General features: G+C 61.3%; 19 protein-coding genes and 1 tRNA gene. 3 read left to right on the top strand and 17 right to left on the bottom strand.

Annotated features, from left to right (window positions below):
* Window positions 1-13: 13 nt before the first annotated feature.
* The 10 genes from HH213_RS19450 to HH213_RS19405 form a co-directional block, all read right to left on the bottom strand.
* A complete protein-coding gene (locus HH213_RS19450) occupies window positions 14-1,300 on the bottom strand; it encodes a lipopolysaccharide biosynthesis protein (protein WP_169113328.1) in 1,287 nt (428 codons plus the stop codon).
* Between the two features lie 17 nt (window positions 1,301-1,317).
* Window positions 1,318-2,961, bottom strand: coding sequence for an exosortase B (gene xrtB, locus HH213_RS19445; RefSeq protein WP_174864421.1), 1,644 nt, complete (start codon window positions 2,959-2,961; stop codon window positions 1,318-1,320).
* A gap of 12 nt (window positions 2,962-2,973) precedes the next feature.
* On the bottom strand, window positions 2,974-3,876 hold the full coding sequence (epsG, locus tag HH213_RS19440; protein ID WP_169113326.1) for a chain length determinant protein tyrosine kinase EpsG: 903 nt from the start codon (window positions 3,874-3,876) through the stop codon (window positions 2,974-2,976).
* Between the two features lie 46 nt (window positions 3,877-3,922).
* Window positions 3,923-5,317, bottom strand: a complete 1,395-nt coding sequence (gene epsF / locus HH213_RS19435) for a chain length determinant protein EpsF (protein WP_169113325.1) — start codon at window positions 5,315-5,317, stop codon at window positions 3,923-3,925.
* Between the two features lie 75 nt (window positions 5,318-5,392).
* Window positions 5,393-6,181 carry a polysaccharide export protein EpsE gene (gene epsE, locus HH213_RS19430; RefSeq protein WP_169113324.1) on the bottom strand — a complete coding sequence of 263 codons (789 nt, stop codon included), beginning with the start codon at window positions 6,179-6,181 and terminating at the stop codon, window positions 5,393-5,395.
* 41 nt (window positions 6,182-6,222) lie between these two features.
* Entirely contained in the window at window positions 6,223-7,185 is a 963-nt protein-coding gene (locus HH213_RS19425; protein ID WP_229263068.1) for an EpsD family peptidyl-prolyl cis-trans isomerase, read from the bottom strand.
* 78 nt (window positions 7,186-7,263) lie between these two features.
* On the bottom strand, window positions 7,264-8,643 hold the full coding sequence (locus HH213_RS19420; protein ID WP_169113323.1) for an undecaprenyl-phosphate glucose phosphotransferase: 1,380 nt from the start codon (window positions 8,641-8,643) through the stop codon (window positions 7,264-7,266).
* 7 nt (window positions 8,644-8,650) lie between these two features.
* Window positions 8,651-9,853 (bottom strand): XrtB/PEP-CTERM-associated polysaccharide biosynthesis outer membrane protein EpsL, encoded by a 1,203-nt coding sequence (gene epsL, locus HH213_RS19415; protein ID WP_169113322.1) that lies wholly within the window; start codon window positions 9,851-9,853, stop codon window positions 8,651-8,653.
* Window positions 9,854-10,164: 311 nt separating this feature from the next.
* The gene (locus tag HH213_RS19410; RefSeq protein WP_169113321.1) at window positions 10,165-12,075 is read right to left on the bottom strand and encodes an ATP-binding cassette domain-containing protein; all 1,911 of its coding nucleotides are present in this window, start codon (window positions 12,073-12,075) and stop codon (window positions 10,165-10,167) included.
* Between the two features lie 143 nt (window positions 12,076-12,218).
* Window positions 12,219-12,293: transfer RNA gene (locus HH213_RS19405), tRNA-Arg, on the bottom strand.
* 167 nt (window positions 12,294-12,460) lie between these two features.
* Between HH213_RS19405 and HH213_RS19400 the strand changes: the two genes are divergently transcribed.
* Entirely contained in the window at window positions 12,461-14,473 is a 2,013-nt protein-coding gene (locus HH213_RS19400; protein ID WP_169113320.1) for an acyltransferase family protein, read from the top strand.
* A 4-nt stretch (window positions 14,474-14,477) separates the two neighbouring features.
* Entirely contained in the window at window positions 14,478-15,188 is a 711-nt protein-coding gene (locus HH213_RS19395; protein WP_229263067.1) for a hypothetical protein, read from the top strand.
* 4 nt (window positions 15,189-15,192) lie between these two features.
* Here the strand turns inward: HH213_RS19395 and HH213_RS19390 are convergent, their stop codons facing one another.
* A complete protein-coding gene (locus HH213_RS19390; protein ID WP_169113318.1) occupies window positions 15,193-16,317 on the bottom strand; it encodes an acyltransferase family protein in 1,125 nt (374 codons plus the stop codon).
* Window positions 16,318-16,542: 225 nt separating this feature from the next.
* Between HH213_RS19390 and HH213_RS19385 the strand changes: the two genes are divergently transcribed.
* Window positions 16,543-17,997, top strand: a complete 1,455-nt coding sequence (locus HH213_RS19385) for an Atrophin-1 multi-domain protein (protein WP_169113317.1) — start codon at window positions 16,543-16,545, stop codon at window positions 17,995-17,997.
* Here HH213_RS19385 and HH213_RS19380 read toward each other — a convergent pair.
* The 6 genes from HH213_RS19380 to HH213_RS19355 are packed head-to-tail and all read right to left on the bottom strand — an operon-like array spanning window position 17,994 to window position 24,845.
* Window positions 17,994-18,401 carry a RidA family protein gene (locus HH213_RS19380; RefSeq protein ID WP_169115264.1) on the bottom strand — a complete coding sequence of 136 codons (408 nt, stop codon included), beginning with the start codon at window positions 18,399-18,401 and terminating at the stop codon, window positions 17,994-17,996. The genes HH213_RS19385 and HH213_RS19380 overlap by 4 nt on opposite strands.
* Window positions 18,401-19,561 (bottom strand): acyl-CoA dehydrogenase family protein, encoded by a 1,161-nt coding sequence (locus HH213_RS19375; RefSeq protein WP_169113316.1) that lies wholly within the window; start codon window positions 19,559-19,561, stop codon window positions 18,401-18,403. The genes HH213_RS19380 and HH213_RS19375 overlap by 1 nt, the downstream gene beginning before the upstream one ends.
* The gene (locus HH213_RS19370; protein WP_169113315.1) at window positions 19,561-20,415 is read right to left on the bottom strand and encodes an enoyl-CoA hydratase family protein; all 855 of its coding nucleotides are present in this window, start codon (window positions 20,413-20,415) and stop codon (window positions 19,561-19,563) included. The genes HH213_RS19375 and HH213_RS19370 overlap by 1 nt, the downstream gene beginning before the upstream one ends.
* Window positions 20,412-20,894, bottom strand: coding sequence for a MarR family winged helix-turn-helix transcriptional regulator (locus tag HH213_RS19365; RefSeq protein WP_110846797.1), 483 nt, complete (start codon window positions 20,892-20,894; stop codon window positions 20,412-20,414). The genes HH213_RS19370 and HH213_RS19365 overlap by 4 nt, the downstream gene beginning before the upstream one ends.
* Window positions 20,884-23,226 (bottom strand): bifunctional salicylyl-CoA 5-hydroxylase/oxidoreductase, encoded by a 2,343-nt coding sequence (locus tag HH213_RS19360; protein WP_169113314.1) that lies wholly within the window; start codon window positions 23,224-23,226, stop codon window positions 20,884-20,886. The genes HH213_RS19365 and HH213_RS19360 overlap by 11 nt, the downstream gene beginning before the upstream one ends.
* Window positions 23,223-24,845, bottom strand: a complete 1,623-nt coding sequence (locus HH213_RS19355) for an AMP-binding protein (RefSeq protein ID WP_169113313.1) — start codon at window positions 24,843-24,845, stop codon at window positions 23,223-23,225. The genes HH213_RS19360 and HH213_RS19355 overlap by 4 nt, the downstream gene beginning before the upstream one ends.
* Window positions 24,846-24,931 lie beyond the last annotated feature (86 nt).

Genomic DNA, 24,931 nt, shown 5'->3' with positions numbered 1-24,931 from the left:
GTTATGCAGTTATTCATTTGGAACGCGTCAGCAGCTTGCGCACCATCGCGATATCTTGTTTGGTCGGCAGAAAGCCGGGCATCGGTTCCTTGAGCTTGGTCACACTCAGCACGATGGTCATGATCAGTCGCAGGCAGGCACCGCACAACATCAGCAACGCCAGATATACATAAGTATTTTCATGCGGCAGGAAGGGAATCGCGATCAGTACCGGCATGATGGACACAAACTGCCGTGCCAACACCAACCCAGGCTGTCCGGCAGCGTTGAATCGTTGTGCCAAGGTCCAGCTCGATCCGCCGATAACGCATTCGAACAGCAGAATGGCGAATGGGATGGTCATGTCTGCAAACGCCTTACCGTACACCAGGGTCAATGCCCAGGGAGCCACCGCAGCCCCGATCGCAGCCACCGTCATCAACGGCATAAACGTCATTCGGAACGCGTTGCGCACAGCTTGGCTCAACTGCTGTTCGTCCCGACCGGCGAAGCGGGAAAACAATGCCACCGAGACCGATTCCTGCACCGCGCCGATCAGGCGTGACGTAGTGAACGCCAGCGCGTAGTATCCGTACTCCTTGATGGTGCCGCGATTGAGCAGGAACAGTTTGTCGAAGTTGATCAGGAAAATACCGAGTAAGCCGATCCCTTGCTGGTGTAGGCCGTAACGCACTACCATCCACGTACGCACCGGCTCTTTGGGCTCCTCTTTGAGCGCCCAAATGCGGTTTTCGCGTGTCCACCACAGCCCGCATACCGTAAGGCCGATCAGGACCAACAGTTGCGCTATCATAACTTGTTCGAAAGTTACAACTTTGAACCACAGCAGCAACGGCAGCAGCAATAGCAAGTTTCCGAATACCTGAGCGAAGCGCAGGACGTTAAAAAAGTGCAAATTCGAATGCAGTTGCGTGAGCGAGAACAAATAGGTCTGGCTCGCTGTGAACGCGGCAAACGTGAGGATTAACCACCAGATCTGATGCAGTTCCATCGCATGGCTCAGCTGCAATCCTGCCGCCGAGAGGCCGGCCGCCAACGCGCTGACGCCGAGAATCGAAAAGATAAAAAGACGCAGGTAGGAAAAGCGCCGCGCCGCACCGAAGTGATAGACATAGCTGCTGGCCATGCCGCACTGCGCCACGCTGGCCGACAGGGTGCAGATCAGCAGGGCTGCCGACAGTAGGCCGCGCCCTTCAGGACCGAGAATCCGGGCATTGATCACCGATGAAATGAAACCCACCACGGTCATACCCATCGTGGTCATCAGGGTCTTGCCGAATGCTTTGGAGATGCTCGACATGGGCGGACTAGCAGCTATCATTGGTGCGCCTGCGGAGCGGCGGCCACCAGCGGATGCGAGCCGGGCTGGACGGTGTCGACCAACGTCCGCAAGAAACTTTCTTGCTGCTGGTACGCAACTGGCGCCTCGGCCGCATCGCGCACGATGACTGAGGCGCGCACCAGAATGCCGTCGGTGACCACGCCGTGCAGGCCGTCACGGAAGATCTTCAGCCGCTGGCCCATGCCACTGTTCGGATAAGCGTCGCCGACGCGGGTCCAATAGGTGACCGCTTCCGTGCGGCCGTTGCCCTCTGCCAGCATGTGCTTGCCGGGCACGGCGGCGCCGCTATGACCTACCGCCAGCATGGCGGGCGCCAAGGTCACCACTTTGTAGCCCTGCGCCGGGTAGCAGATTTCCGGCAGATGCAACTTGACGTCCTGGCGCTGTTCGCGCGCATACGCCAGCGCCAGCATCATTTGCGTGCCCTGCGGATTGATATAGGTGCGCGTAACGACTTCGTCATAGATCTGGTCGGTCAACGCGCCGCCCTCGTCGTTGGTGGCGAGTGTCGCCTGCGCCACCGAATCCGGCACCAGTTTCCACTCGCCGATCTGGGCCGGCACGGCCTTATCCAGCGCCAGCGCCGGCGGCGCCGATGTCATGTGCGGGGTCAACGCATGGGCGGCGGCGATGCTGACCAGCATGCCGGCCAGCACGGCTACAGCCGGCGCCAGCGGCACGTTGAACAGCCGCTGCCAAGTACCGGCCGGCACCGATGGCAGGCTCAAGGCGCTCTGCTCCGGATCGCGGCCGGCGCCGCGGCGCGCCACCAGCCAGCTCAGCGCGCTATCGACGCCGATGATCAGCAGCAAGGCCGAGAGGAACAGCACCAGCCCGGAAAAACTGTGCAGGAAACCCTGCCCGGCCGCGTCGCCCAGGTGGTAGGTGATCAGCGACAGGAACACGATGCGGATGGTGTTGGCGGTAAACGAAATCGGCACGATCAGCGACGCCAGCACGACGTTGCGCACCAGCGACGGGTGGCGCACCAGATTCATGTACAGCAGGCCCAGCGCTTCCAGCGTGAACAGCGAGTTCAGGCCGGCGCAGGCGTCGGCCACCAGCAACTGGTACTGGCCGATGGTGAGGATCACGCCGCTGCGGGCGATCGGATAGCCGGCCCAGTACAGCAAATGTTCGGTAGCGGCCGAGACAGCGATTTTCATCGGCAAGGTCAGCACGTCGACCACCGAGGCCGGCATCGGGATCATGAACAGCATGAAGAAAAACGCGAACCACAGGCGGCGCCAGGTACGCACGCCGAAGCCGGCGATCACCAGCCCGCTGAGCACCCAGATCAGCGAACCCACTTCCAGCACCAGCACGTTCTGCGAACGACCCAGCACATAACTCAACAGGCCGACCACTAGCACCAGCGCGCCGGCCAGCGGCTGCGGCGCGCGTTGCAACAGATCCTGCGCCATCAACTGGCTCAGGCGGAAATACAGAAATACCATGGCCACCACCATCACGATGGGGCCATGGGCATTGCGGTCCGAACTCCAGGCGCCGTGGAACAGGTCGATAAAGCTGGGGATGTAGACGGCCAGCAAACCGGCCAGCACCAGCAGCGCCGGCAGCGGCGCCACCCGCGGCGCGCTCACAGTAGAGTTCAGCATATGCATTCCGAATCAGTATTTGTTCAGCACGGTGCCGACCAGGTGGACCCGGGCTTCGGTCAGTTCGCCGACCAGATCGCGCACATTGCCGACATGGGTGACGTTCTGGCGCGTCACCACCAGCGCCGCGCCAGCGCGGCCGGCCACCATCTGCGCATCCGAACATTCAACGCTGGCCGGGGTGTCGATCAGGATCACGTCGTACTGCGGCGCCAGTTCGCGCAGCACCTGGCCCAGCGCCGGACGGCCCAGCAACTCGGACGGGTTAGGCGGTGGTGAACCGGCCGGCAGCACCGACAGGTCGACCAGGCCTGGCACGCGCTGCACGGCGTCGGCGGCAGGACGGCCGGACAGCCAGTTCGACAGGCCAGTGCGGTTTTCCAGGCCGAAAACGGTATGTTGACGCGGGTTGCGCAGGTCGGCGTCGATCAGCAGCGTGCGTTGACCTTGCTGCGAAAACACCACCGCCAGGTTGGCGGCCAGGAAGCTGCGACCGTCGCCGCGCTCGGCGCCGGTCACGGCCAGCACGCGGCGCTCGGCGTCGGTGTCGAACCAGCGCCACATCAGCTGGTTGCGCAGCGCGCGCAGCGACTCGACGCGGCTGGTGAACGGCTCGTAGGCCGCCACCACTTCAGCGCTGATCGCGCTTTCGCCGGGTAGCAGGTAAGGATAGTCGTACTGGCGCGACAGCGCGAGCTCGATGTCGGCCTCGGTCAGCACCCCCAGCGCCAGCGCGGCGTCGCCGAAGCGCAGATTCTTTTCGACCTGATAGCGCAGCACGCGTTCGGCGTCGGCCACCGACAGGCGGCCCTGCTTGATCAGGATGGCGCCGATCGAACGGTCGGGGACGGCCGGCGCGGGTTTGTCGCGCGCGTCCGTCACCGGGTAAGGTGAAACTGGAGAATTGGCATTCATGTGTGGTGCTCCGTCTATGTCAATGGGGCGAGAGGCGCAGGGCGGCTCAGGTCTGGGCAGTCAGCAAGGGTTTCTTGGCGCGCCGTGTCGGCTTGCCCGCCGGTTCGATCACGCCCAGCAGCGGGAGGCCGAAGGTTTCCGCCAGATGCGCGGCGGACCGCACCCGCTGGTCCAGCAGCTCCATCAGCAGAACCGCGCCGGCGCCGAGGATCAGGCCGACGATGATGGACAGCGCCACATTCAGGAGCAACCGTGGCGAGGATGGCGCGCCGGCCGGCGTGGCCAGCGACAGCACCGCGATGTCGGCCTGGTTGGACTTGCTTTCGAGCGAGGTCTGGTTGTAACGCTGGGTCGCCAGCTCGTAGGCGCGGCGGGCGTTTTCCACCTCGTTGGCCAGCACGGTGAACTCATCCCGCGCGGTGTTGAGCGCCATGACCTTTTGCTTTTGCGCCGCCAGCGCGCTGCGCAGCTCGTTTTCACGCTGCACGGCGATCTGGCCGCCGGTGGTCACGCTGGACGAGGCAATCGCGATTTGCTCGTTCAGGTTGCTGCGCAGCTTGTCGACCTCGGACTTGGCCGAGATGTATTGCGGGTGATTCGGCGCCAGGCGCTGGCTGGTATCGGCCAGTTTGGCTTCGGCCACCGCCAGGCTGGCCTTCAGGTTCTGGATCAGCGCGTTATTCTGCACATCCGGCGAGGTGCCGGCGTTGCCGGCCGCCTGGCGCGAACGCGATTGCGCGTCCATCGCCTGGCTTTGCGCCGCAACCAGCTGGCTCGACAGCTCGTTCAGGCGGTTGGTCTCGACATCAACGCGGTTGTCGGCGTTGAAGATGTCGTTGTCCTTCTGGTACTTCGACATGCGGCTTTGCGCCGTTTCGTACTGGTCACGCAGCAGCTTGATCTGGGTGTTGATGAAGCCCGACGCCTGCTGCGCAGGATCGGTTTTCAGCTGCACGCTGAACTGGATGTAGGCATTGGCGAACTCATTGGCAACCGCCGCCACGAAGGCCGGGTCGGCGCCCTTGAAGCTGATGGTCAGCACGCTGCTTTCGCGCGCCGGTTCAATGTCGAGCTTGTTAAGCAGCAGGTCGGCCAGCCAGTTGCGCAGGTCGGTACCTTTGCCGTCGGTGGCGTCGCGATATTGCTGCTGCACCGCCGGCAGTTCGGCCAGGTGCAGGTTGTCGACGACCTTCAGCGCCACGCTCTTGCTGTGAATGATGTCGCTCTGGGTGGCGATATAGCCGGGCAGCATTTGCGCCGGCAGCGAAACGCCGGTCACCGAATCGACGCCCTTGTTATTCAGGACGATCGAGGTGCTGGCCTTGTAGGTCTTGGGCAGCAGCAGGCTGACCACCACCGTGGCGACGACCGTCACAGCCAGCGTCAGCAGGACGATCTTGTAGCGCGCGCGCAGGGCGAGGAACAATTGAGTGAGATTCATGATGGACTTTCAAAAGAGATCTGCGGCTGGCTGTGCTCCACAACCAGCCAGGCTAACAGCGTGGCGCGGTACCGCTTAGAATAAACTTTCCTTTACGTACAACACATCGTCAGGCCGCACCAGATCATCGAACTTGGCTTCGAGGATCTGCAGCGTGCCGTTAGCGTCGCGGCGCTTGATGCGCAGGCCGCGTTCGGTGCCGCGCGGGGTCAGGCCGCCGCCGGCGGCCAGCGCCTGCAGCACCGTCATCGAACGCTCGATGCGGAACATGCCGGGACGCTGCACTTCACCGTAGATATAGAAGTGCGGCGCGCGCTCGACATACACCACATCGCCACCGCTCAGTTCGATATCGGTTTTCAGGCTACCGTCACGCACCATGCCGACGATGTCGATCGCATCCTTGCTGACGCCGGACGCGGTGTGGCGCACCAAGGTCACGAAGTCGCCGCCGTCCGGGCTGATGCCGCCGGCCAGGGCGAGCACATCAAGCAGGCTGCGGGCGCCATCAATCGGGAAACGGCCCGGGCGGTTGACCTGGCCCAGCACCGACACCTGCTGGCTCTGCATCAGCGTGACAATCATGTTGACTTGCGGGTCCTTGACGTAACCGCCCTTGACCAGCAGGCTGGCAATCTTCTTTTCCGCCGCCGCCGTCGGCATGCCGGCCACTTCCACCTGGCCGATCAGCGGATAGGTGATGAAACCGGTCGCGCTGACGCGGGTCTCGACGGTCAGGTCGGGATTGTTGTAGACCGAGACCTTGACCACATCGCCGGTGCCCAGCACCAGTTCGGCGGCCTGGGTGGCGCCAAAGGCGCACGCCAGCAGCGCTGCCATCATCCAGAATAAATATCGTTTCATAGTATGTGCTTTAGCTTAGTCTATCAATTGGGAAAGAATGCTTACTTCAGGCCGGCAACACCGCGCGCCGCCGCGTCGGCCGACGACGATGGCGCCGCTGCCGCCGGTGCGGACGCCGCTGGTGCTGGCGCCGGCGCTGCGGCCTTGTTCAGATAATCGATCTTGGCGGCGCTGCGCAGGCGGGTGATTTCCGCCTGAGCGGCTTCCTTGTTGTGGTTGGCCACCAGGAATTGTGCGATCTGCGGCGTGGCGGTCGCCAGGTCAACCGGCGCATCGCGCATGTCGGTGATGACGGTCAGCGTGCTGACCAGGTTCTCGCGCAGCAGGAACAGCTGCCCTTTCGGCAAGGCCAGCAGCTTGGCGCTCAGCGCCGGCGGCAGGTCGGTGCTGCTGCGCGTCAGCTGGGTGCGGTTGTACTGGACCTTGTGCCCATCCATCCACGCCGCCACTTCGTCCAACGACTTGGCGGTGTCGATGAACTGCTTGAGCGCCCCATCCACGCTGGCATTCGGGATCTGCAGCTGGCGCATTTCCAGCAGCTTGCGCTGGCTGAAGAACTCCGGGTGCTGGTCGAAGTAGGCCTTGATCTGGGCGTCGGTCGGCTTGACCGGCGCGCCGATGCGCGACTGCATATAGGCCTGGGCAATGATCAGCGCTTTGGCGCGCTCGACCGCCTGCACCACCTTGGGGTCGCGGTCCAGCTTGTCCTTGAGCGCCTGGTTGATCAGCAGTTGACGGTCGACCAGCGAAGTGATCACCTGCTGTTGCGCGGCCTGCTGTTGCGCGGCCGGCACGTTAGCCCGCTGCATTTCATCGGCGACCTGCAAGGCGGTGATTTCCTCACCATCGACGCTCACCAGCGCCTGGCCAGATTTGGCCTCTTTTTTGCCGCCACAGGCTGTCAGGCCAGCGGCAATCAGCAGCACGGCGGCGCCGGTGGCCCAGCGGCGTGCGCGGCGCGTTGGCGCGGAAGCCGGCAGGCCGGCGATTACGGTGTGATCCAAAATATCCCCTCAGTAAAAACATGGCCATAGCAGCCGGGCCTCGCCCATGCGCCGTCACATTATAAAGATGCACCCTGCTTAGTGGGCGTCTCGTTTCAATACTACCAACACTGTGCGCAAAATAATCACGAAATCCAGCAACAGCGACCAGTTGCGCAGGTAGTCGAGGTCGTACTCGATACGCGCTTCCATCTTGTCCAGCGTTTCGGTTTCGCCGCGCAGGCCGTTGACCTGGGCCCAGCCGGTGATGCCCGGCTTGACCTTGTGACGCAGCATATAACCCTTGATCAGCTTGCGGTACTGCTCGTTGTGCGCCACCGCGTGGGGGCGCGGGCCGACGATGCTCATGCGCCCTTGCAGCACGTTGATGAACTGCGGCAACTCGTCGAGCGAACTGCGGCGCAGGAAGGCGCCGACCCGGGTCACCCGCTGGTCACCCTTCTTGGCCTGCACCACCTTACCACCGTCCTCCATCACCGTCATCGAGCGGAACTTGTAGACAATGATTTCCTCGCCGTTCAGGCCGTAGCGCCGCTGGCGGAAGATGATCGGGCCGGGCGACGTCGCCTTGATCAGCAGCGCGATCACCAGCATGAGCGGGGTCAGCATGATCTGGATCAGCAGCGCCAGCACGATATCGCTGATGCGCTTGACCAGGCTATTGCTGCCGGTAAACGGAGACTCGCGGATGCCGATCACCGGCATGCCGCCCACCGTGTCGAAGCGCGCCTGCATCAGGTCGAAGACGTAGATGTCCGGCAAGAAATACACGGAGGCGGTGGTATCGGCCAGATCGTCCAGCAGCTTGCGGATGCGCGGCTGGGCCGAGATCGGCTGGCTGATGATGATCATATTGGTCTTGTGCTCGCGCACATAGGCCGCCAGTTCGCTCATCCGGCCCAGCATCGGCTGGCTCATGCCGTCCGGGCGGCGGTCGTCGCCGCGGTCGTCGAAGTAGCCGGCCACGCGCAGCGCCAAGCTGCGGTTGCGCGTGATGGTGTTGGCGAAGCGCACGCTGACATCATTGGCGCCGACGATCACCGCCGAGGCGCTGTCGCCGCCATGGTCCGCCACCGCGCCGATGCGGTGAGCCAGCAACTGCGCGCACAGCAGGGCCACAGGGGTCAGCGCAAACCACAGCAACACCACTGCGTGGTCATAACGCTCGTCCATCCCGCTCACCTGGCCGATGCCGACCAGCAGCAAGGCGGTGACGGCCCAGCCGACCAGGATGTCGCGCACGAACGCCGCCATCCGGCCGCCCCGCCATTTGTTATACGGGTCCAGGTGCTGGAACACCGCCGACGAAATGAAGAACGCCAGTATCATCAGGATCAGCGAGTAGCCGGTGTATTTGCCGCCGCACAGTGCGGTGCACACCAGCAGCATCCCCATGACGATCAGCGGATCGATCACGCGCTGTAAGACCGACACGAGGTGATTGTCGTTAACCGTCATGGCGCGCTCAGAATTTGACGCTGGCGCTGAAGCCAACGGTATTGGAACGATAAGTGGTCGTCTGCACCGCGACGCTGCCGTCACGGGTAAAGCGGCCCACGTTCAAGCCGAGTGTAACCTGGCGCAGCACAGCGTAATTTACGCCGAGTGTAGCGCTGCGCGTGCGATCGCTCGGGCTGAACGGATTGACGATGCCGGGCTGCGCATTGAAGGCGCGACGCTCGTTTTGCAGGTTCGCCTCCAGTTCGATCTTGGCGGTCGGCGTCCAGGTGACATTCAGGCTTTGGCCGGTCGCCATGGCGCCGTGCACGTACACGCCCTCGGCTGCAACAAATTCGCGCCACAGGCTGGCGCCAAATTGCACATGCGAAAGCGGCGCCCAGTTGGCCACCAGGCGGCCATGACCGCCACTGGAATCGCGGGCGTCGCCCAACACGTAATTACGGCGCACCCAGCCGCCAATAAACGTCACCTGGGAAATCGCGCTGTAGGCCCAAGACACATTCAGATTGGCCTCGTTGCTGACAAAGTTGTTGTCGTACACCGTACCGCCGCCGACAAAGGTGACTGGATAATCGCCTTTTATATGGCGGAACAGTAAGCCGACGCTGCTGCCGTTCTTGAGCAGGTAATCGGCGCCGGCGTCAGTGGTGGATTCGGTACGGTTGTTATATTGTTGCGAAGCGAGGTCGAAAGCGAACACTTCACGCTTGTAACCGGTATGCACTTGCCACTCTGGATGAAACTTCCAGTTGATATTGCCGTAGACGCTCTTATCCGTGCGCAAATTCAGCTCGGACGAGTGGAAATCGTTAAACGCACCCAGCGCTTCGGAATAGCTGGCGCCAACGTGGCCGGTCACATGACTGCCGACTAGCCAGGCCAGATCCAGCTTGCCGTCCTTGCCTGTATAGTCAAGTTCGTTAAAGTGGTCATAGTCGACCCGCGTGACGCGCGCGGTGCCGGTCAGCAACTGGCGGCCAATCGGTCGTTCCAGCGTGAACCCGGCTTGCGCTGTCTTGTAGGTGTCGGCAAAGTCGACCCCCGGATACTGATCTGCATCCTGGCGTAACAGATTACTGTCATGCTGGATCGAGACGCCGACGAAAGGCTGGATGGTATCGCTGATTTGCGCTGCTGCTGGCAAGGTGTACAGAGACCCGAGCAGCACACCCAGCAAAGTTTTTGCGGAGCCAGGCAGCTGTTTCATACCGCTGACACCGTTTTTTGAGGCACCTTAGTTGCGCTCGCACTAACCTGCAAGATACTTACCATTTATTTTTCTTCGCCTTGAGGGTGAATCAATCAACAACAACTAGTTCTAATAAGCAGGATGGTATCACCGCGATAATAAAACATCCACACGATATGTCATTGTTACAAAAAAATGGTAATTATTGTCAGTTTGTGTCGCCGGGCACCCTTTCCAACTGCTGCGACGCGGCCAGCCGTCGCCAGCTTAAATTATAATAGCGACAACCTTGACTGTCCATACCGCACCGCAGCATTTTCACCACACCGTTAACCGGCGCTACGCGCCTCGATTGCCGCCCAGCGCTCCAGCGCACGCAGCAATTCCGCCTCGATTTCCTCAATCCGCGCCTGCACGCGGCGTGCCTCCGCGGCGTTCTTTTTGTAGAAATCCGGGTCCGACAGCTGTAGCGTCAGCGCGGTCTGCTCGTTTTCCAACGTGGCGATTTGCTGTGGCAATTCGTCCAGTTCACGCTGCTCCTTGTAGCTGAGTTTCTTCTGTTTGGCCGGCGCAGCGACGTCGGCACTGGCCGATGGCGCGGCAGTGGCGGCGGCCTTGGCAGGTTTGGCCGATGCCTCGCTAACTGTGTCGCGCACACGCTCCCAGTCGCTGTAGCCGCCGACGAATTCGCGCCAGCGGCCCTCGCCTTCGGCCACGATGACCTGCGTCACCACATTGTCAAGGAAGGTGCGGTCGTGGCTGACCAGGAACACCGTCCCGGTGTACGTTTCCAGCAATTCCTCCAGCAATTCCAGCGTATCGATATCGAGGTCATTGGTCGGTTCATCGAGCACCAGGCAGTTCGATGGCTTGGCGAACAGGCGCGCCAGCAGCAGGCGGTTGCGCTCGCCACCGGACAGCGTCTTGACCGGCGACCGCGCGCGCTCCGGCGCGAACAGGAAATCGCTCAAGTAGCTCATCACATGCTTGCGCTGGCCGTTGACCTCAACCCAGTCGCTGCCGGGAGCGATGGTTTCCATCAGGTTGGCGTCCTCGTTAAGCTGGGTGCGCATCTGGTCGAAGTACGCCACCTGCAGCTTGGTGCCCAGCTTGGCGACGCCCTCGTCCGGCGCCAGTTCGCCCAAGATCATTTTCAGCAGCGTGGTTTTGCCGGCGCCGTTGGCGCCGATCAGGCCGACCTTGTCGCCGCGCAGAATGGTGCCGGTGAAGTCGCGCACGATGACGCGCTCGCCGAAGCGCTTGCTGACGTTTTCCAGTTCGGCGACGATCTTGCCGGAGCGTTCGCCAGTCGACACCTCCAACTTTACTTGCCCCTGCTGATCGCGGCGCGCGGCGCGCTGCAGACGCAGCGCCTCTAGGCGGCGCACACGGCCCTCGTCGCGCACGCGGCGTGCTTTGACACCCTTGCGTATCCAGATTTCTTCCTGCGCCAGCACCTTGTCGAACTTGGCGTTTTCCACTTCCTCATTTTCCAGCTGTTCGGCCTTGCGCACCTGGTAGGTGGTGAAGTTGCCCGGATACGACAGTAGACGGCCGCGATCGAGCTCGATGATGCGGGTGGCGACGTTGTCGAGGAAGGAGCGATCGTGGGTAATGAACAGCACGCTGCCCTTGAAGTCGCGCAGCAAGCCTTCCAGCCACTGGATCGAGGTGAAATCAAGGTGATTGGTCGGTTCATCGAGCAGCAGCACGTCCGGCGCGGCGACCAGCGCGCGCGCCAGCGCCACGCGCTTCTGCATACCGCCCGACAGCGTTTTCATCAGCATGTCGCCGGTCAGGTTCAGGCGGTCCAGCACGGTTTCGACCTTGTTGCCCAGGCTCCAGGCATCGGCGGCGTCGAGCTTGACTTGAATATCGTGCATGCGCTCCATGACCGCATCGTCATTGCCCTGACCAAACTGGCCGGTCAGTTCATCGTATTCTTTCAACAACGCCGGCAACTCGCCCAGACCGGACGCCACCGCGTCAAACACCGACATCTCCGGTTCGAACACCGGCTCCTGCTCGACATAAGTGATCTTGAGATTCTGCTGCATGACCAGCAAGCCGTCATCGAGCTTGAATTTGCCGGCGATGATTTTCAACAGCGACGACTTGCCGGTGCCGTTACGCCCGATCAAGCCAACGCGTTCGCCGGTTTCCAGTGAAAATTCCGCATGATCGAGCAACGGGACGTGTCCGAACGCAAGTTGCGCCGAAGAAAGGGAGATGACAGCCATAGTAGATAGAAGATGTTCGCCTCCCCGTCCGCAAGCGGTGCGATGGGAAACGATAAGATGAATAGAGCGAGCATTGTACCGTTCGCAACACGGCCGATGGCGATTTAAAGACAATCCGGCCGTTGCCACCGGCGGCGCGGTGCTGGTATCACCAACTGGAATCGAACCAGTATCCTTCCCTTAGGAGGGGAACGCACTATCCATTGTGCTATGGTGACGGCCCCAAATATTATACAGTTCGGCCATCAATCAGGGAAGTTGCACCCGTTTGGCAAAGCAATGCACAGACCCGCAGTTTAGTGCGGCTCAGTTAATGCTGCACAACAGCATATAATGATAATATAAAGTTATCGTTGTGCTTGTTAGCCAATGAACTCTCTCAATCATGCGCAACGAACTCAAACAAATGACGCAATCGCCAAAATTTACCGGTCAAACCGCTCAATCAACTAGGAAATCAGGATTTCAAACCGACATCAACGGGCTGCGCGGCGTTGCGGTAATGCTTGTGGTGTTGTATCACTTCAACCTCGGCGTGTTTAAGGGCGGCTTCATCGGCGTGGACATCTTCTTCGTCATTTCGGGCTATCTGATGACGAAGATACTCTGGGGTGCACTGGCCAACGACAGCTTCAGTTACATCGGCTTTGTTTACCGCCGCGCGATCCGCATCTGGCCCGCGCTTTTCGCGATGGTGCTCATGCTGCTCCTGCTGGGTGCGTTTTTGCTGCCGCCTGCGGATTTAAACAGTCTCGCCATCCAGTCGGCCCATGCGCTAGTCTTCAATTCGAACAATTTCTACGCGGCCCAACAGGGCTATTTTTCGTCGGCGATCGACAATCGCTGGCTGCTGCACACCTGGTCACTGGCGGTGGAATGGCAGTTCTACATGATCTACCCGGTGATCATGTTCCTTGCTTGGCAAGTTTTCGGTTCACGCCCGCAGCGTAACCTGTATTTATCTCTCCTGTTGCTGTGCATCGCCTTGGCGTCGTTTATCTACTGCCTGCGCATCGATAACGAAACCAGCTTCTTTTCAGTCATCGCGCGCTGTTGGCAGATGCTGGCCGGCGGCCTGGTTTTCATGCTGGCAAAAAACCGGCCGCTGCCACAGCAACACGGCCGCGCCTGCAGCTACCTTGGGATACTGGTCATTGTCTTCACCGTATTCCTGCTGAAATTTCTCGCGCTGGAAAGCCAATGGCCCGATGCGTACGCTTTGCTGCCGGTCTTGGGCGCCTGCCTGATCCTGTATTCAAGCTATGAGCATAGCTTAGTCTTGAGCAACAGATTGATGCAGAAACTCGGCGATGCATCCTATTCCATCTATCTGTGGCACTGGCCGATTGTCATCGCACTGACTATCACCAGCGTGCTGTACGAGCAACCGAAACTGGCCAAGATTGCCGGCGTGGCGTTGTCGCTGGTGCTCGGTTATATCTCCTACGCGCTGGTTGAACAGCTGCGCGCGATTAAGGTCGCGCCATTAGGCAAAGGCCTGGTTAGCTTGATAGCCGCCGGGGCGGTGTTGGTCGGCGTTTCCTTCATCATCGTTCAGAGCGGCGGCTTGATGTTCCGTGTGCCAGATCAGGAAAATCTGCTGCGACTGCAAGCGGCGGACGCCAGCATTACACTGGATCCCGCTTGTTCAAACACCGCATCAAATGACGCGGATATCTTCTGCTATATCAACAAGAACGCCCCTGGCGACAAAGTGCTCGTCATTGGCGACTCCCACGCTGGCCACTTGTACTCCTGGTTTCAATCGAATAGCCGAGTGAATACCACATTTTTCGTCAAACCAGGCTGTCCGATGATTATTGGGTTCGAGCGACCGGGAAAATATCACAACTGCCACGGCTATGCGGAAAAAGCATATCGACTGGCGACGTCCGGTGTGTACAAAACTGTGATTATTTCGCAAAACTGGACCGGCTATACCCGTGACTCCAGTGAACTTTGCCGATATACAGGCAACAGCTGTACCCCGATCACAGCCAGTAAAAATACGCTGCCGCCCGAACAACAAATGAAACAAACCCTGGAAGAAATTCTGGACAAGGGTGTGACAGTTGCGCTGGTGGACTCGACGCCATCGTTCACTGTGAACATTCCGCGCAAGCTATGGCGCGATCAATACTGGTTTGGCAAATCCACCGACACCTTGCCAGTTGGCGATTTCTTTGAAAAAAATAAAGGCTACGACCAACTTTTCTCGGACCTAAAACGTCACCCTAACTTCCACTTACTCTCTTTCCGACCGCAGATTTGCCAAGAAAAGCGTTGCAAGATTTACGATGAGGACTCTAAGATGGCAATCTTTAAAGACTACGATCACTTCAACCCGGAATGGATGCGGAAGAATGGTCAGATATTCCTCCCCTTTACCAGGCCGTAATAGGTTGCAACCTACCGACAAGCAAGGCGGTGCGGCACTGCTGTTGCTGGTGCTCGTACTCGGCGTGGGCGCCGCTGCCGCCTTGATCGGCGCCTTCCCGCGTCCATCAGAACAGGCTCGCGCCACGCATTCCGGCGTGTTGGTGGCGCGCGCGCGCGAGGCACTGGTCGGCTACCTGCTCGCGCATGGCCGGCTACCAAGGCCGGCGATATCCGCCGAAGACGGCCGCGAATCCCCTACCTCATGCGCCGATGCCGCCGCCTGCACCGGCATCCTGCCATGGGTCACGCTGGGTGTGGATGGCGCGGACGATTGGGGCAAACTGCTGCGCTACAGCGTCACGCCCGGCTATACCAATGCACCGGTAACGCCGTACCTGGTGCTGGCGGATAAAAAAGTGTGGACCCGCGATCAGGACGACAACATTCGCTACCGCGTGGGGCAGCCAGTCTGCGACCCGCTTGCGCGCTGTGCCGTGGCAGTGATCTTTTCAAGCGGCAAGCGCAACCTGGGCATCAGCGCACAAGGCGTGCAGCAGGCAAATGAGGCGTCGAACAATCTCGACGAGCAGAACAATGAACTGGCGACCGACAGCTTTGCCAGCCGCGCCGTGCAAACCAATCCCAATGCGCCGGGCGGTGAATTCGACGACCTGGTCACCTGGCTACCGGTAACCAAGGCGATCGAGGTGCTCAAGCTCATCTCAAAACGCTAGCCGCCTACAACACTGTCGTGACGGGAGCCGCCACCGCAGCCGGCTGCGGCCGTTGCGGCCGTAACAGCACCATTTTGCTCAAGCGCAAGCCGACACGTTCGAACACCAGGAAGAAGGCCCAGGCAAACAGACAGCACGCCACTACCGCCACCACCAGCCACAACAATTCCGTGACCACCGTGCGCTCGGTCAGCTTGTAGCCGATCCGGAATACCACGCCGGTGACGAAGTTGTGGGTCAGATACAGGCTGTAGGAAATCAAGCCCAGCCATTGCAACAACCGACCGCCCGACCAGCTCAGCAATTTGGCGTACTTACATCCGGCCAACAAGAACAAGCCGCTCGCCACGCCTAACGATTCGCTGACGGTCGGATGGAATAGCAGACCGACGGCGCCCAGTAAGACGATGCTGACCACGCACCACATGCGCTGCGCCTGGACGCGCGCCGGGTCCAGCGCATACCGGATCAGCACGCCCATGACGAACAGGTGCCAGTGATCCAGGAACAGGCCGTGCACCTCGAATGGTTGCCACGGCGTGGTCCACAGCATCGCCACGGCCACCGCGCCCAGCAGCACCCATTTGCGCGCATTCTCGACGCCGATGCGTTTGCCCCAACGGGCGGCAATCCACATCAGCAGCACAAAACTGAGATAAAACTGCATTTCCAGGCACAGGGTCCAGTACACGCCGTTGACCATCGGCTGCCCTGCAATGTCGATCAGGTAGGTGACGTGCAGCAGCAGATTTTCGAACGACGGCAGAGAGAACACTTTGCCCGGCACCACTTTCGCCGAAATGTAGGCGCCGGCAATGCCTAGCGCAATCGACGCCCAGTATGGCGGATCAAGACGCAGCGAGCGCCTCATCATGAAGCGTCCGGCGTAACCGCCAGTGACGTTGTCGGAATACATGCTGTGCGCGATCACGAAGCCGCTGATCACGAAGAAGATGGAAACGCCACTGGAACCTTGCTCAAACACTGTCAGCAAGAAGGCCGGCATCACCTGCTGCAACGCAGCAATATGCCCACCTTCCTTGGCATGGTAGAGCACAACCGCTAAACAAGCGAGGGCGCGCAATGCATCAATCACGGCAAAGCGCGGCAGACTCCGGCTAACGGTCATGGGAACGACTCCAGGTTAATATAAACACAATAGCGACGTGAACATTATAGCAAAGCCTCGTACTGGGTTGCGTTGCGGCGCAGCAGCGATGTGTAAAATCTTTCTTTAAAAAATCTTACAAATCTGAATTATTTCAGCTAGAATCTCTTCCATAAAAATTTACGTTTCACGGGTCTATCACAGTTAAAAGTCGACTACAGCTCCTATTGACTATGAGGAACTGATATGAAGACTGTTGCACTTACGCCTGGCCGCATAATATCCGGGCTCTACCTTACGCTGGCTGCGCTTGCGTTTACCAGCAACGGCGTCGCACAGGCGCAGACCAATTATGCCGCCACCACCGGTTTCGGCAACTACTATCAACTGTTTACGGCAGATTCACCATGGAATTCCCGACCAACTAATCCCACGCTCGGCACCTACCAGATCAAGAAACCGGTTTATAACCCGACCTGGGTACCTGTAGTCAGCGGCGGCGCCCTGTCCGTCGGTGTTTTCATGGCCAAAGCCAGCGATCCGGCGGTGACGATTTATGGCAAGACGGGCCAGACTGGCGTAGCCGATCCCGATAGTGGCGTCTATCGCAATATCACCCTGCCCCACTGGCCGGCCGGCGTAGTCCCAGCCACCGGAGGTGACGGTCACGCCGATATTATCGATGTCACCACCGGCATCCTGCACTCGTTCTACCAGTTGCGCGTCACCAATGGCCGCTGGACCGCCGCCATGTATTCCTGGACCCGTGTCGATGGCCGCGGCTTTGGCGATGCGGATCATTGGAGTCAGGGCGCGCGGGCGTCGGGCGTGGCGCCTGCCGCCGGTCTGATTCGCAAGCACGAGATCGACGATGGCGCGGCTTATTACAAGCACGCGCTGGCCATGTCATTGCCGAGCCAGAGCATGTCCAACGGCATCAGCAGCCCTAGCTATGTCTACCCGGCCACCGCCGCCGACAGCAACGCGGCGACGCACACCGGCATGATCCCGCTGGGCGCGAGGATGATGTTGCCGGCATCGTTCGACACCTCGAAACTGAGCACGCCAGCCTTGCGCAAGGTCGCCAACACATTGAAGATTTACGGCGCCTATGTGGTAGACACCAACTACGATACGGCGTTCGCGATCAATGTGGAAAACGGCGCCAACTTCAACCTGATGCCTACCGGCTGGGACGGCAATGTGGTGGCCGGACTGGAACTGATCCGCGCCGCCCTGCGCCAGGTGACGGCAGCACAGAGCTGGGTTGACGGCAATGGCAAGACCGTAGCAGCGCCTGCGCCCGCCAGCATCTTGTCCATGCGGGGCACCTGGGGCATTACCGGCGGCTACACGGCCGGACCGGGCAGCTTCCAGACCTGGCAGCAAGCCATTGTGTTCCCTACCACGGCCAACCGCATCAGCCAGACCACCTACACCAATATCAGCACGATCAGCTGGGCCAAGCCAATCGTCGGCGAGACGATGCGCTTCAAATCGGTTGCCACCGGCGGCGCCCGCATCCGGCTGCAGGTGAAAACCGGTAACGCAGTGGCTTTCGACAGCGGCTACCTGCAAAACGATACCGCTGCCACGTTCGCCTGGCCATCAACCTCGGCCGGCGCAATCAGCCTGGTGTTGATTGCCGAGAGCGGCGTCAATACGGCCTCCAGCGCCCGGGGGGTGTTGAGTACGGACTAGACGGCCCGGCCGTCACCGGGCGCGACGGCGGTGACTTCAATCTCCACCCGCGCCCGGTCCTCAATCAGCGCTGCCACCTGCACCGCCGTCATGGCGGGATAGTGAGCGCCGATGATCTCGCGATAGACGGCGCCGACTTCCTTGTAGGCCGCCACATATTCATTTTTATCGACCACGTACCACGTCATGCGCACGATATGCTCGGGACCGGCGCCGGCCTCCTTCAGCACGGCGACGATGTTGAGCAACGCCTGCCGCACCTGGCCGGCGAAATCGTCGGTGTGGAACACGCCCTCCGCGTCCCAGCCGATCATGCCGCTGACGCACACCAGGCGGCCGCTGGCGGCCACGCCGTTCGAATAGCCGCGCGGACGCGCCCAGCCTGGCGGTTGCAGTATCTCCATCATGCCTCCTTCAGCAATTCGCGCGCGATGATCAGTTGCTGCACTTCGGTCGCGCCTTCGTAGATGCGTAGTGCGCGGATTTCGCGGTACAGGGTTTCCACCGTCTGGCCGCTGACCACACCGAGACCGCCGAACATTTGCAGCGCGGCGTCGATCACCTGCTGGGCGGTTTCGGTGGCGTGCAGCTTGGCCATGGCGGCTTCCTTGGTCACCTTCTGGCCCTGGTCGCGCTGCCAGGCGGCGCGGTAGGTCAGCAAGGCCGAAGTGTCGATGCCGGTCGCCATCTCGGCCAACTTGGCCTGCGTCAGCTGGAAGTCCGCCAGCATCTGGCCGAACATCTGCCGCTGCGTGGCGCGTTGCAGCGCCTCGTCCAGCGCGCGGCGCGCAAAGCCCAACGCCGCAGCGGCCACCGAAGTGCGGAATACATCCAGCGTGGCCATCGCCACCTTGAAGCCCTGCCCTGCCTCGCCCAGCCGCTTGCCGGCGGGGACGCGGCAATCGGTGAACTGCAAGCGCGCCAGCGGGTGCGGGGCGATGACGTTGATGCGCTCCGCAATCGTCAGGCCCGGCGTATCGGCATCGACAATGAAGGCACTGATGCCGCGCGCGCCCGGCTGCTCGCCGGTGCGCGCAAACACCACATAGAAATCGGCAATGCCACCGTTCGAGATCCAGGTCTTTTCGCCATTGAGCACGTAGTGGTCACCGTCCAGCGTCGCTGCGCACTGCATGGCGGCGACGTCAGAACCGGCCTGCGGTTCGGACAGCGCAAACGCCGCAATCGCCTCGCCACGCGCCACGCGCGGCAGGTAGTCGGCGCGATTGGCTTCGCTGCCAAACAGGCTGATGGCGCCGGAACCCAGTCCCTGCATGGCAAACGCAAAATCCGCCAGGCCGTTATGGCGCGCCAGCGTTTCGCGGATCAGGCAAATGGCGCGCGTGTCGATGCTGTCGCTAACGCCGCCGTGTGCCGTGCCACCGATGGCGTGACGCAGCCAGCCGCCCTCGCCCAACTGGCGCACCAGGTCACGGCAGGCTGCATCGACATCCTCCGCATGTGCGCCGGCGATGTGCTGCGCGGCCCAGGCATCCAGCGCCTGCTCAAGCGCCGCGTGGCGCGGTTCCAGGAAAGGCCACGCCAGGTAGTTCTTGTCGCTCATCAGTCGCCCTCGAATTGCGGTTTTTGCTTGGCCACGAATGCGTGGTACGCGCGATGGAAATCGTTGGTGGCCATGCAGATGGCCTGCGCCTGCGCTTCCGCCTCGATGGCTTCGTCCACGCCCATATCCCATTCCTGATGCAGCATTTTCTTGGTCATGCCATGCGCGAAGGTGGGGCCGTCGGCCAAGCCTTGCGCGAAAGCGCGCGCCGCGTCCAGCAAGGCCTCCGGTTCCTGCACGCTGTTGAAGAAGCCCCAGCGCTCGGCCTCCGTGCCGGACATCGAACGGCCGGTGTACAGCAGCTCGGCCGCGCGGCCTTGCCCTATCACGCGCGGCAGCAGCGAGCACGCCCCCATGTCGGCGCCGGCCAGGCCAACGCGCGTGAACAAAAAGGCGGTCTTGCTGCGCGCCGTGCCGAGACGGATGTCCGACGCCAGCGCGAGGATGGCGCCAGCGCCGGCGCAGATCCCGTCCACTGCGGCGATGATCGGCTGCGGGCAGTGGCGCATGGCTTTCACCAGGTCGCCGGTCATGCGGGTGAAGGCCAGCATGCCGGGCATATCGAGCTTGGTCAGCGGGCCGATGATGTCGTGCACATCGCCGCCGGAGCAGAAATTGTCGCCGGCGCCGGTGAGTACCACGGCCTTGACATCATCGGCATAGGCCAGCGCGCGAAACAGGTCGCGCAGCTCTGCGTAGGATTCAAACGTCAGCGGATTTTTACGCTCGGGACGATTCAGCGTCAATGTCGCTACGCCGCCGCTGACTTCAAACTGGAAGTGGCTGGCCTGGTAGCCGGCCAGCGCGGTGCTGTTGCCGGGCAGCTGTTGCGGCTCGCCTGGGAGGTATTTCATGGCTCGGTCCTCAGCTTCTGCTTCATGTCCGACAGCAGGTCGATCAGCGTTGTCTTGTCGGCGCCGGAGACGTCTTGCAGCAGTTCGGCGATCCAGCCTTCATGCACCGCTGCCATGGTGGCGAAAGCCTTGCGGCCGGCCGGCGTGAGCTTGACGCTGTAGGCGCGGCCGTCCTTGGGATCGGGCACGCGCACCACCAGCTTTTCCTGCTCCAGCTGGTCGGTGATGCCGGTGACGTTACCGCCCGTGACCATCATACGCTTCGACAGTTCGCCCATGCGCAAGCCTTGCGGGTAGCGCTCCAGCTGCGCCATCAGGTCGAAACGCGGCAGCGTGATGCCGAAGGTCGCGCGCAGGCGGCTGCGGATTTCATTCTCGATCTTGACTGTGCACGACAACATGCGCAGCCAAAGTTTGAGCGACTGGTGATGGTCACTCGTCAATCGGCTGGCGAGGTCCAGCTGTTCTTCATCTTCCATGATTTCTTTCCAATTGTTGTTTGCCCGCCAGGTATTGCTTAGGCCATGCGATTGTTTTGTAGCCGATGCGCGCCGCTTCCGTCAGCGTCCATGCCGGATTGGCGAGGTGTGGACGGCCCACCGCGCACAAGTCGGCGCGGCCGGCTGCGATGATGCTGTTGGCATGATCGGCTTCGTATATTGATCCGACGGCGATGGCGCCGATGCCGGCCTCATTGCGGATGCGGTCCGCGAACGGGGTTTGGAACATGCGGCCATATACCGGTTTTTCTTGTTTGCTCACCTGGCCGGAGGAGCAGTCGATCATGTCCGCGCCAGCTGCCTTGAACAGGCGCGCGATCTGCACTGCGTCGTCGGGCGTAATGCCGCCTTCTACCCAGTCGTGGGCGGAGATGCGCACGCTCATCGGCTTATGCTGCGGCCATACGGCGCGCATCGCCGTGAATACGCGCAGCGGATAGCGGCAGCGGTTTTCCAGACTGCCGCCGTAGTAGTCGTCGCGCTGGTTGGTCAGTGGCGAGATGAAGGAGGACAGCAGGTAGCCGTGCGCGCAGTGCAGTTCCAGCCAGTCGAAGCCTGCTTCGTCGGCGGCCAGCGTGGCGCGCACGAAGTCGGCCAGGATGCGGTCCATGTCTTCCGTCGTCATCTCGTGGGCGGTTTGCGATATGCCTTGCAGGTATTGCTGCGGCGAGGCCGATACCAGCGGCCAGTTATCCTTGTCGAGGGGCTGGTCGATGCCGTCCCACATGGCGCGCGTGGAGCCTTTGGCGCCGGCGTGGCCCAGTTGCACGGCAATCGCGACATCGGTTTGCTGGTGGACGAAATCGACGATGCGCTTCCAGGCTTGCGTGTGTTCGGGCGTGTACAGGCCGGGGCAGTATGGCGTGATGCGGGCGTCGGCGGAGACGCAGGTCATTTCGGCAAACACCAGCGCCGCGCCGCCCAGCGCCCGAGCGCCGAGGTGGGCGAGATGGTAGTCGCCGACCTCGCCGTCTATCGCACTGTATTGCGCCATCGGTGAGACCAAGATGCGATTTTTTAGTGTGAGGCCGCGGACTTTGTAGGGCGTGAACATCGGCGGTGCAGCCGATGGGATGGCGCCGGCAACGGCTGACGGCCGAGCGACGGCAGCGCTGGGCGCAGCCCCGGGCGGCGTCTGCCCGGCCTGCGCGGCGGCGCGTTGCGCGAACCAGCGTTCGTAGTCGTCCACGTAGGCGGCGTCGCGCAGACGCAGGTTTTCGTGCGACAGGCGCTGGCTGCGCGTCAGCATCGAGTACGCAAACTGCGGCGCTTCCATCGCTGTGTAGCGATCCACGTTCTCGAACCACTCCATCGAATTGCGGGCGGCGTTTTGCAGCTTGAGCACCTCCACCGCGCGCAATTTCTCATACGCCGCCAGCGCAGACGCCATATCCGCCTGCAAGGCAAAACAGCGCGCCAGTTCGATCGCGTCTTCCAGCGCCAGCTTGGTGCCGGAGCCGATCGAATAATGTGCCGTGTGCGCAGCGTCGCCCATCAACACCACCGGCACCGCGCCATTCCAGTGCACCCAGCGCCCGCAGACGATGCGCGGGAATTTGATCCACATCGCCGAGCCGCGCAAATGCGCCGCATTCGTCATCAACTTGTGGCCATCCAGCTGGTCGGCAAATAGGCGTTCGCAGAACGCGATGGACTCTTCCTGGCTTAATTCCGCGAGGCCGGATGCGCGCCACACCGTCTCCGGCGTTTCAATGATGAAGGTCGACGTGTCCGCATCGTACTGGTAGATATGCGCCTGGAACCAGCCATGCTCCGTCTGTTTAAACGCAAAGGTGAAGGCGTCGAACTTCTTGCGCGTGCCCATCCACACAAAGCGGCAATGACGCTGCTCGATCTGCGGCTGGAAGCTCTCCATATGCCGCGTGCGAATCCGGCTATTCAAACCATCGGAAGCGATGATCAGATCCGCGTTGTATTGCTGCTCGTCGGTCACCTCGGTTTCAAACACCAGCGACACACCCAATTCCTCGCAGCGATGCTGCAGGATATTGAGCAAATGTTTGCGGCCGATACCGCAGAAGCCATGCCCGCCCGATGTCACCTTCTCGCCCTTGAAGAAGACATCGATATCATCCCAATGATTGAACGACGCTTCAATGGCTTGCGCAGTCGGCGCGTCCGCTTCGGCCAGATTGCCCAGCGTCTGGTCTGAAAACACCACGCCCCAGCCGAACGTATCGTAGGGACGATTGCGCTCCACCACCGTGATCTGGTGAGATGGATTCTGCTTCTTCATCAGCAGCGCGAAGTACAGGCCTGCCGGGCCGCCACCTATACACAATATGTTCATGAGATTCCACGCAGTTTGAAGCGTTGCAGCTTGCCGGTTTCAGTGCGCGGCAAGGAATTGAGGAACTGGACCGAGCGCGGATACTTGTACGGTGCGATCTGCTCCTTGACGAATTCCTGCAACTGCGCCGCCAACGCCGGCGATTCCACATGGCCGGCACGCAGCACCACGTGCGCTTCGACGATCTGCCCGCGCTCCTGGTCCGCCTTGCCGATCACGCAGCACTCCGCCACGGCGGGATGGCGCAACAATATCTCCTCCACTTCCGGCCCGGCGATGTTGTAGCCGGCCGAAATGATCATGTCATCGGTCCGGGAGCGGTAGTAGAAGTAGCCGTCGGCGTCCATCTCGTAAGCGTCGCCGGTCAGGTTCCAGCCATTCAGCACATAGTCGCGCTGCCGTTCGTCGGCCAGGTAGCGGCAGCCGGTCGGGCCTTTCACCGCCAGCCGGCCGATCACGCCCGCTCCCACCGGATTGCCCTGCAAGTCCAGAATGCAGGCCTGATAGCCCGGCACCGGTTTGCCGGTGGCGCCGGGCCGTATCTGGTCGCCCGAGGCGGAGATGAAAATGTGCAGCAGTTCCGTCGCGCCGATGCCGTCGATCATATTCAAGCCCGTGGCCTGCCGCCAGCTTTCGCGCGTGGCCAGCGGCAGTGCCTCGCCGGCCGACACGCTTTTCTGCAAACTGGCGAGATCGAACTGCGGCGCCAGCGCCGCCATCTGCCGATAAAAAGTGGGAGCAGTAAAACACACGGTTGCGCGATACGTCTCTATTGCTTTCAGCAGAGTTTCCGGCGTCAGCTTCTCCAGCAGCACCGCCGTGGCGCCAACCCGCAACGGGAACAGCAGCAGGCCGCCAAGCCCGAAGGTAAAGGCCAACGGCGGGGTGCCGATGAAGATATCGCTACGCTGCGAGTGCAGCACCGAGCGCGGGAAGCAGTCGCAGATGACCATCACGTCGCGATGGAAGTGCATCGTACCCTTGGGGATGCCGGTGGTGCCGGAGGTGAAGCTGATCAGGCAGACATCGTCGGCCGCCGTGTCGACCGCATCAAATTGCGCCGGTTGCGTTGCCGTCAATGCTTCCAGCGCCGCTGTGCCTGCGCCGCCGAACCACAGCGTCTTCGCGCGCGCTTCAACCGGCAGGTCGGCCGCCTCAAGCTCTGCGCGCAAGCTCTCGGCGCACAGCACGGCGTTGACCTGCGCCTTGTTGGCGATGGCGCCCAGTTCGCGCGCGCGCAGCAGCGGCATGGTCGGCACGGCAATCAGGCCCGCTTTCAGCACCGCCAACAGGCAGGCAGCCATCAACGGACAATTCGCGCCCCGTAGCAGCACGCGGTTGCCCGCCTCCAGCTGCATCGGGCCTCGCAGCACATGGGCGATGCGGTCAACCTGGTGCTGCAACTGGGCGTAACTCCACGCTTCCTGCGCGCCGCGAATGGCGATGCGTTCCGGATGCGCGCGCGCGCCTTCATCTACCAACATCGCCACGCAATTGAGGCGTGGCGGATACTGTAACTCCGGGAGGTCGAAACGTAATTCCGGCCACAGCTCGCGCGGCGGCAAATGGTCGCGGGCGAAATGGTCGGTGTAGGCGCTGGCTGCGGGAGGTTGATTCATGATCGCCTTGAAGTTGGAAGTCGACAGGTATCCACTGCAACGCAGATACTTTAAACTTAAACTATCTCAACATCAAGTGTTAAATT

Source organism: Duganella dendranthematis (genome assembly GCF_012849375.1).
In the GTDB taxonomy this organism is placed as follows: domain Bacteria; phylum Pseudomonadota; class Gammaproteobacteria; order Burkholderiales; family Burkholderiaceae_D; genus Rugamonas; species Rugamonas dendranthematis.
This window is presented reverse-complemented; position numbering and strand designations above follow the sequence as displayed.

Excerpts from the sequence above, each read along its gene's own strand:
- HH213_RS19450 (WP_169113328.1), bottom strand. The coding sequence starts at position 1,300 with ATGTCGAGCATCTCCAAAGCATTCGGCAAGACCCTGATGACCACGATG.
- xrtB (WP_174864421.1), bottom strand. The coding sequence starts at position 2,961 with ATGCTGAACTCTACTGTGAGCGCGCCGCGGGTGGCGCCGCTGCCGGCG.
- epsG (WP_169113326.1), bottom strand. The coding sequence starts at position 3,876 with ATGAATGCCAATTCTCCAGTTTCACCTTACCCGGTGACGGACGCGCGC.
- epsF (WP_169113325.1), bottom strand. The coding sequence starts at position 5,317 with ATGAATCTCACTCAATTGTTCCTCGCCCTGCGCGCGCGCTACAAGATC.
- epsE (WP_169113324.1), bottom strand. The coding sequence starts at position 6,181 with ATGAAACGATATTTATTCTGGATGATGGCAGCGCTGCTGGCGTGCGCC.
- HH213_RS19420 (WP_169113323.1), bottom strand. The coding sequence starts at position 8,643 with ATGACGGTTAACGACAATCACCTCGTGTCGGTCTTACAGCGCGTGATC.
- epsL (WP_169113322.1), bottom strand. The coding sequence starts at position 9,853 with ATGAAACAGCTGCCTGGCTCCGCAAAAACTTTGCTGGGTGTGCTGCTC.
- HH213_RS19410 (WP_169113321.1), bottom strand. The coding sequence starts at position 12,075 with ATGGCTGTCATCTCCCTTTCTTCGGCGCAACTTGCGTTCGGACACGTC.
- HH213_RS19400 (WP_169113320.1), top strand. The coding sequence starts at position 12,461 with ATGCGCAACGAACTCAAACAAATGACGCAATCGCCAAAATTTACCGGT.
- HH213_RS19390 (WP_169113318.1), bottom strand. The coding sequence starts at position 16,317 with ATGACCGTTAGCCGGAGTCTGCCGCGCTTTGCCGTGATTGATGCATTG.
- HH213_RS19385 (WP_169113317.1), top strand. The coding sequence starts at position 16,543 with ATGAAGACTGTTGCACTTACGCCTGGCCGCATAATATCCGGGCTCTAC.
- HH213_RS19380 (WP_169115264.1), bottom strand. The coding sequence starts at position 18,401 with ATGGAGATACTGCAACCGCCAGGCTGGGCGCGTCCGCGCGGCTATTCG.
- HH213_RS19375 (WP_169113316.1), bottom strand. The coding sequence starts at position 19,561 with ATGAGCGACAAGAACTACCTGGCGTGGCCTTTCCTGGAACCGCGCCAC.
- HH213_RS19370 (WP_169113315.1), bottom strand. The coding sequence starts at position 20,415 with ATGAAATACCTCCCAGGCGAGCCGCAACAGCTGCCCGGCAACAGCACC.
- HH213_RS19365 (WP_110846797.1), bottom strand. The coding sequence starts at position 20,894 with ATGGAAGATGAAGAACAGCTGGACCTCGCCAGCCGATTGACGAGTGAC.
- HH213_RS19360 (WP_169113314.1), bottom strand. The coding sequence starts at position 23,226 with ATGAACATATTGTGTATAGGTGGCGGCCCGGCAGGCCTGTACTTCGCG.
- HH213_RS19355 (WP_169113313.1), bottom strand. The coding sequence starts at position 24,845 with ATGAATCAACCTCCCGCAGCCAGCGCCTACACCGACCATTTCGCCCGC.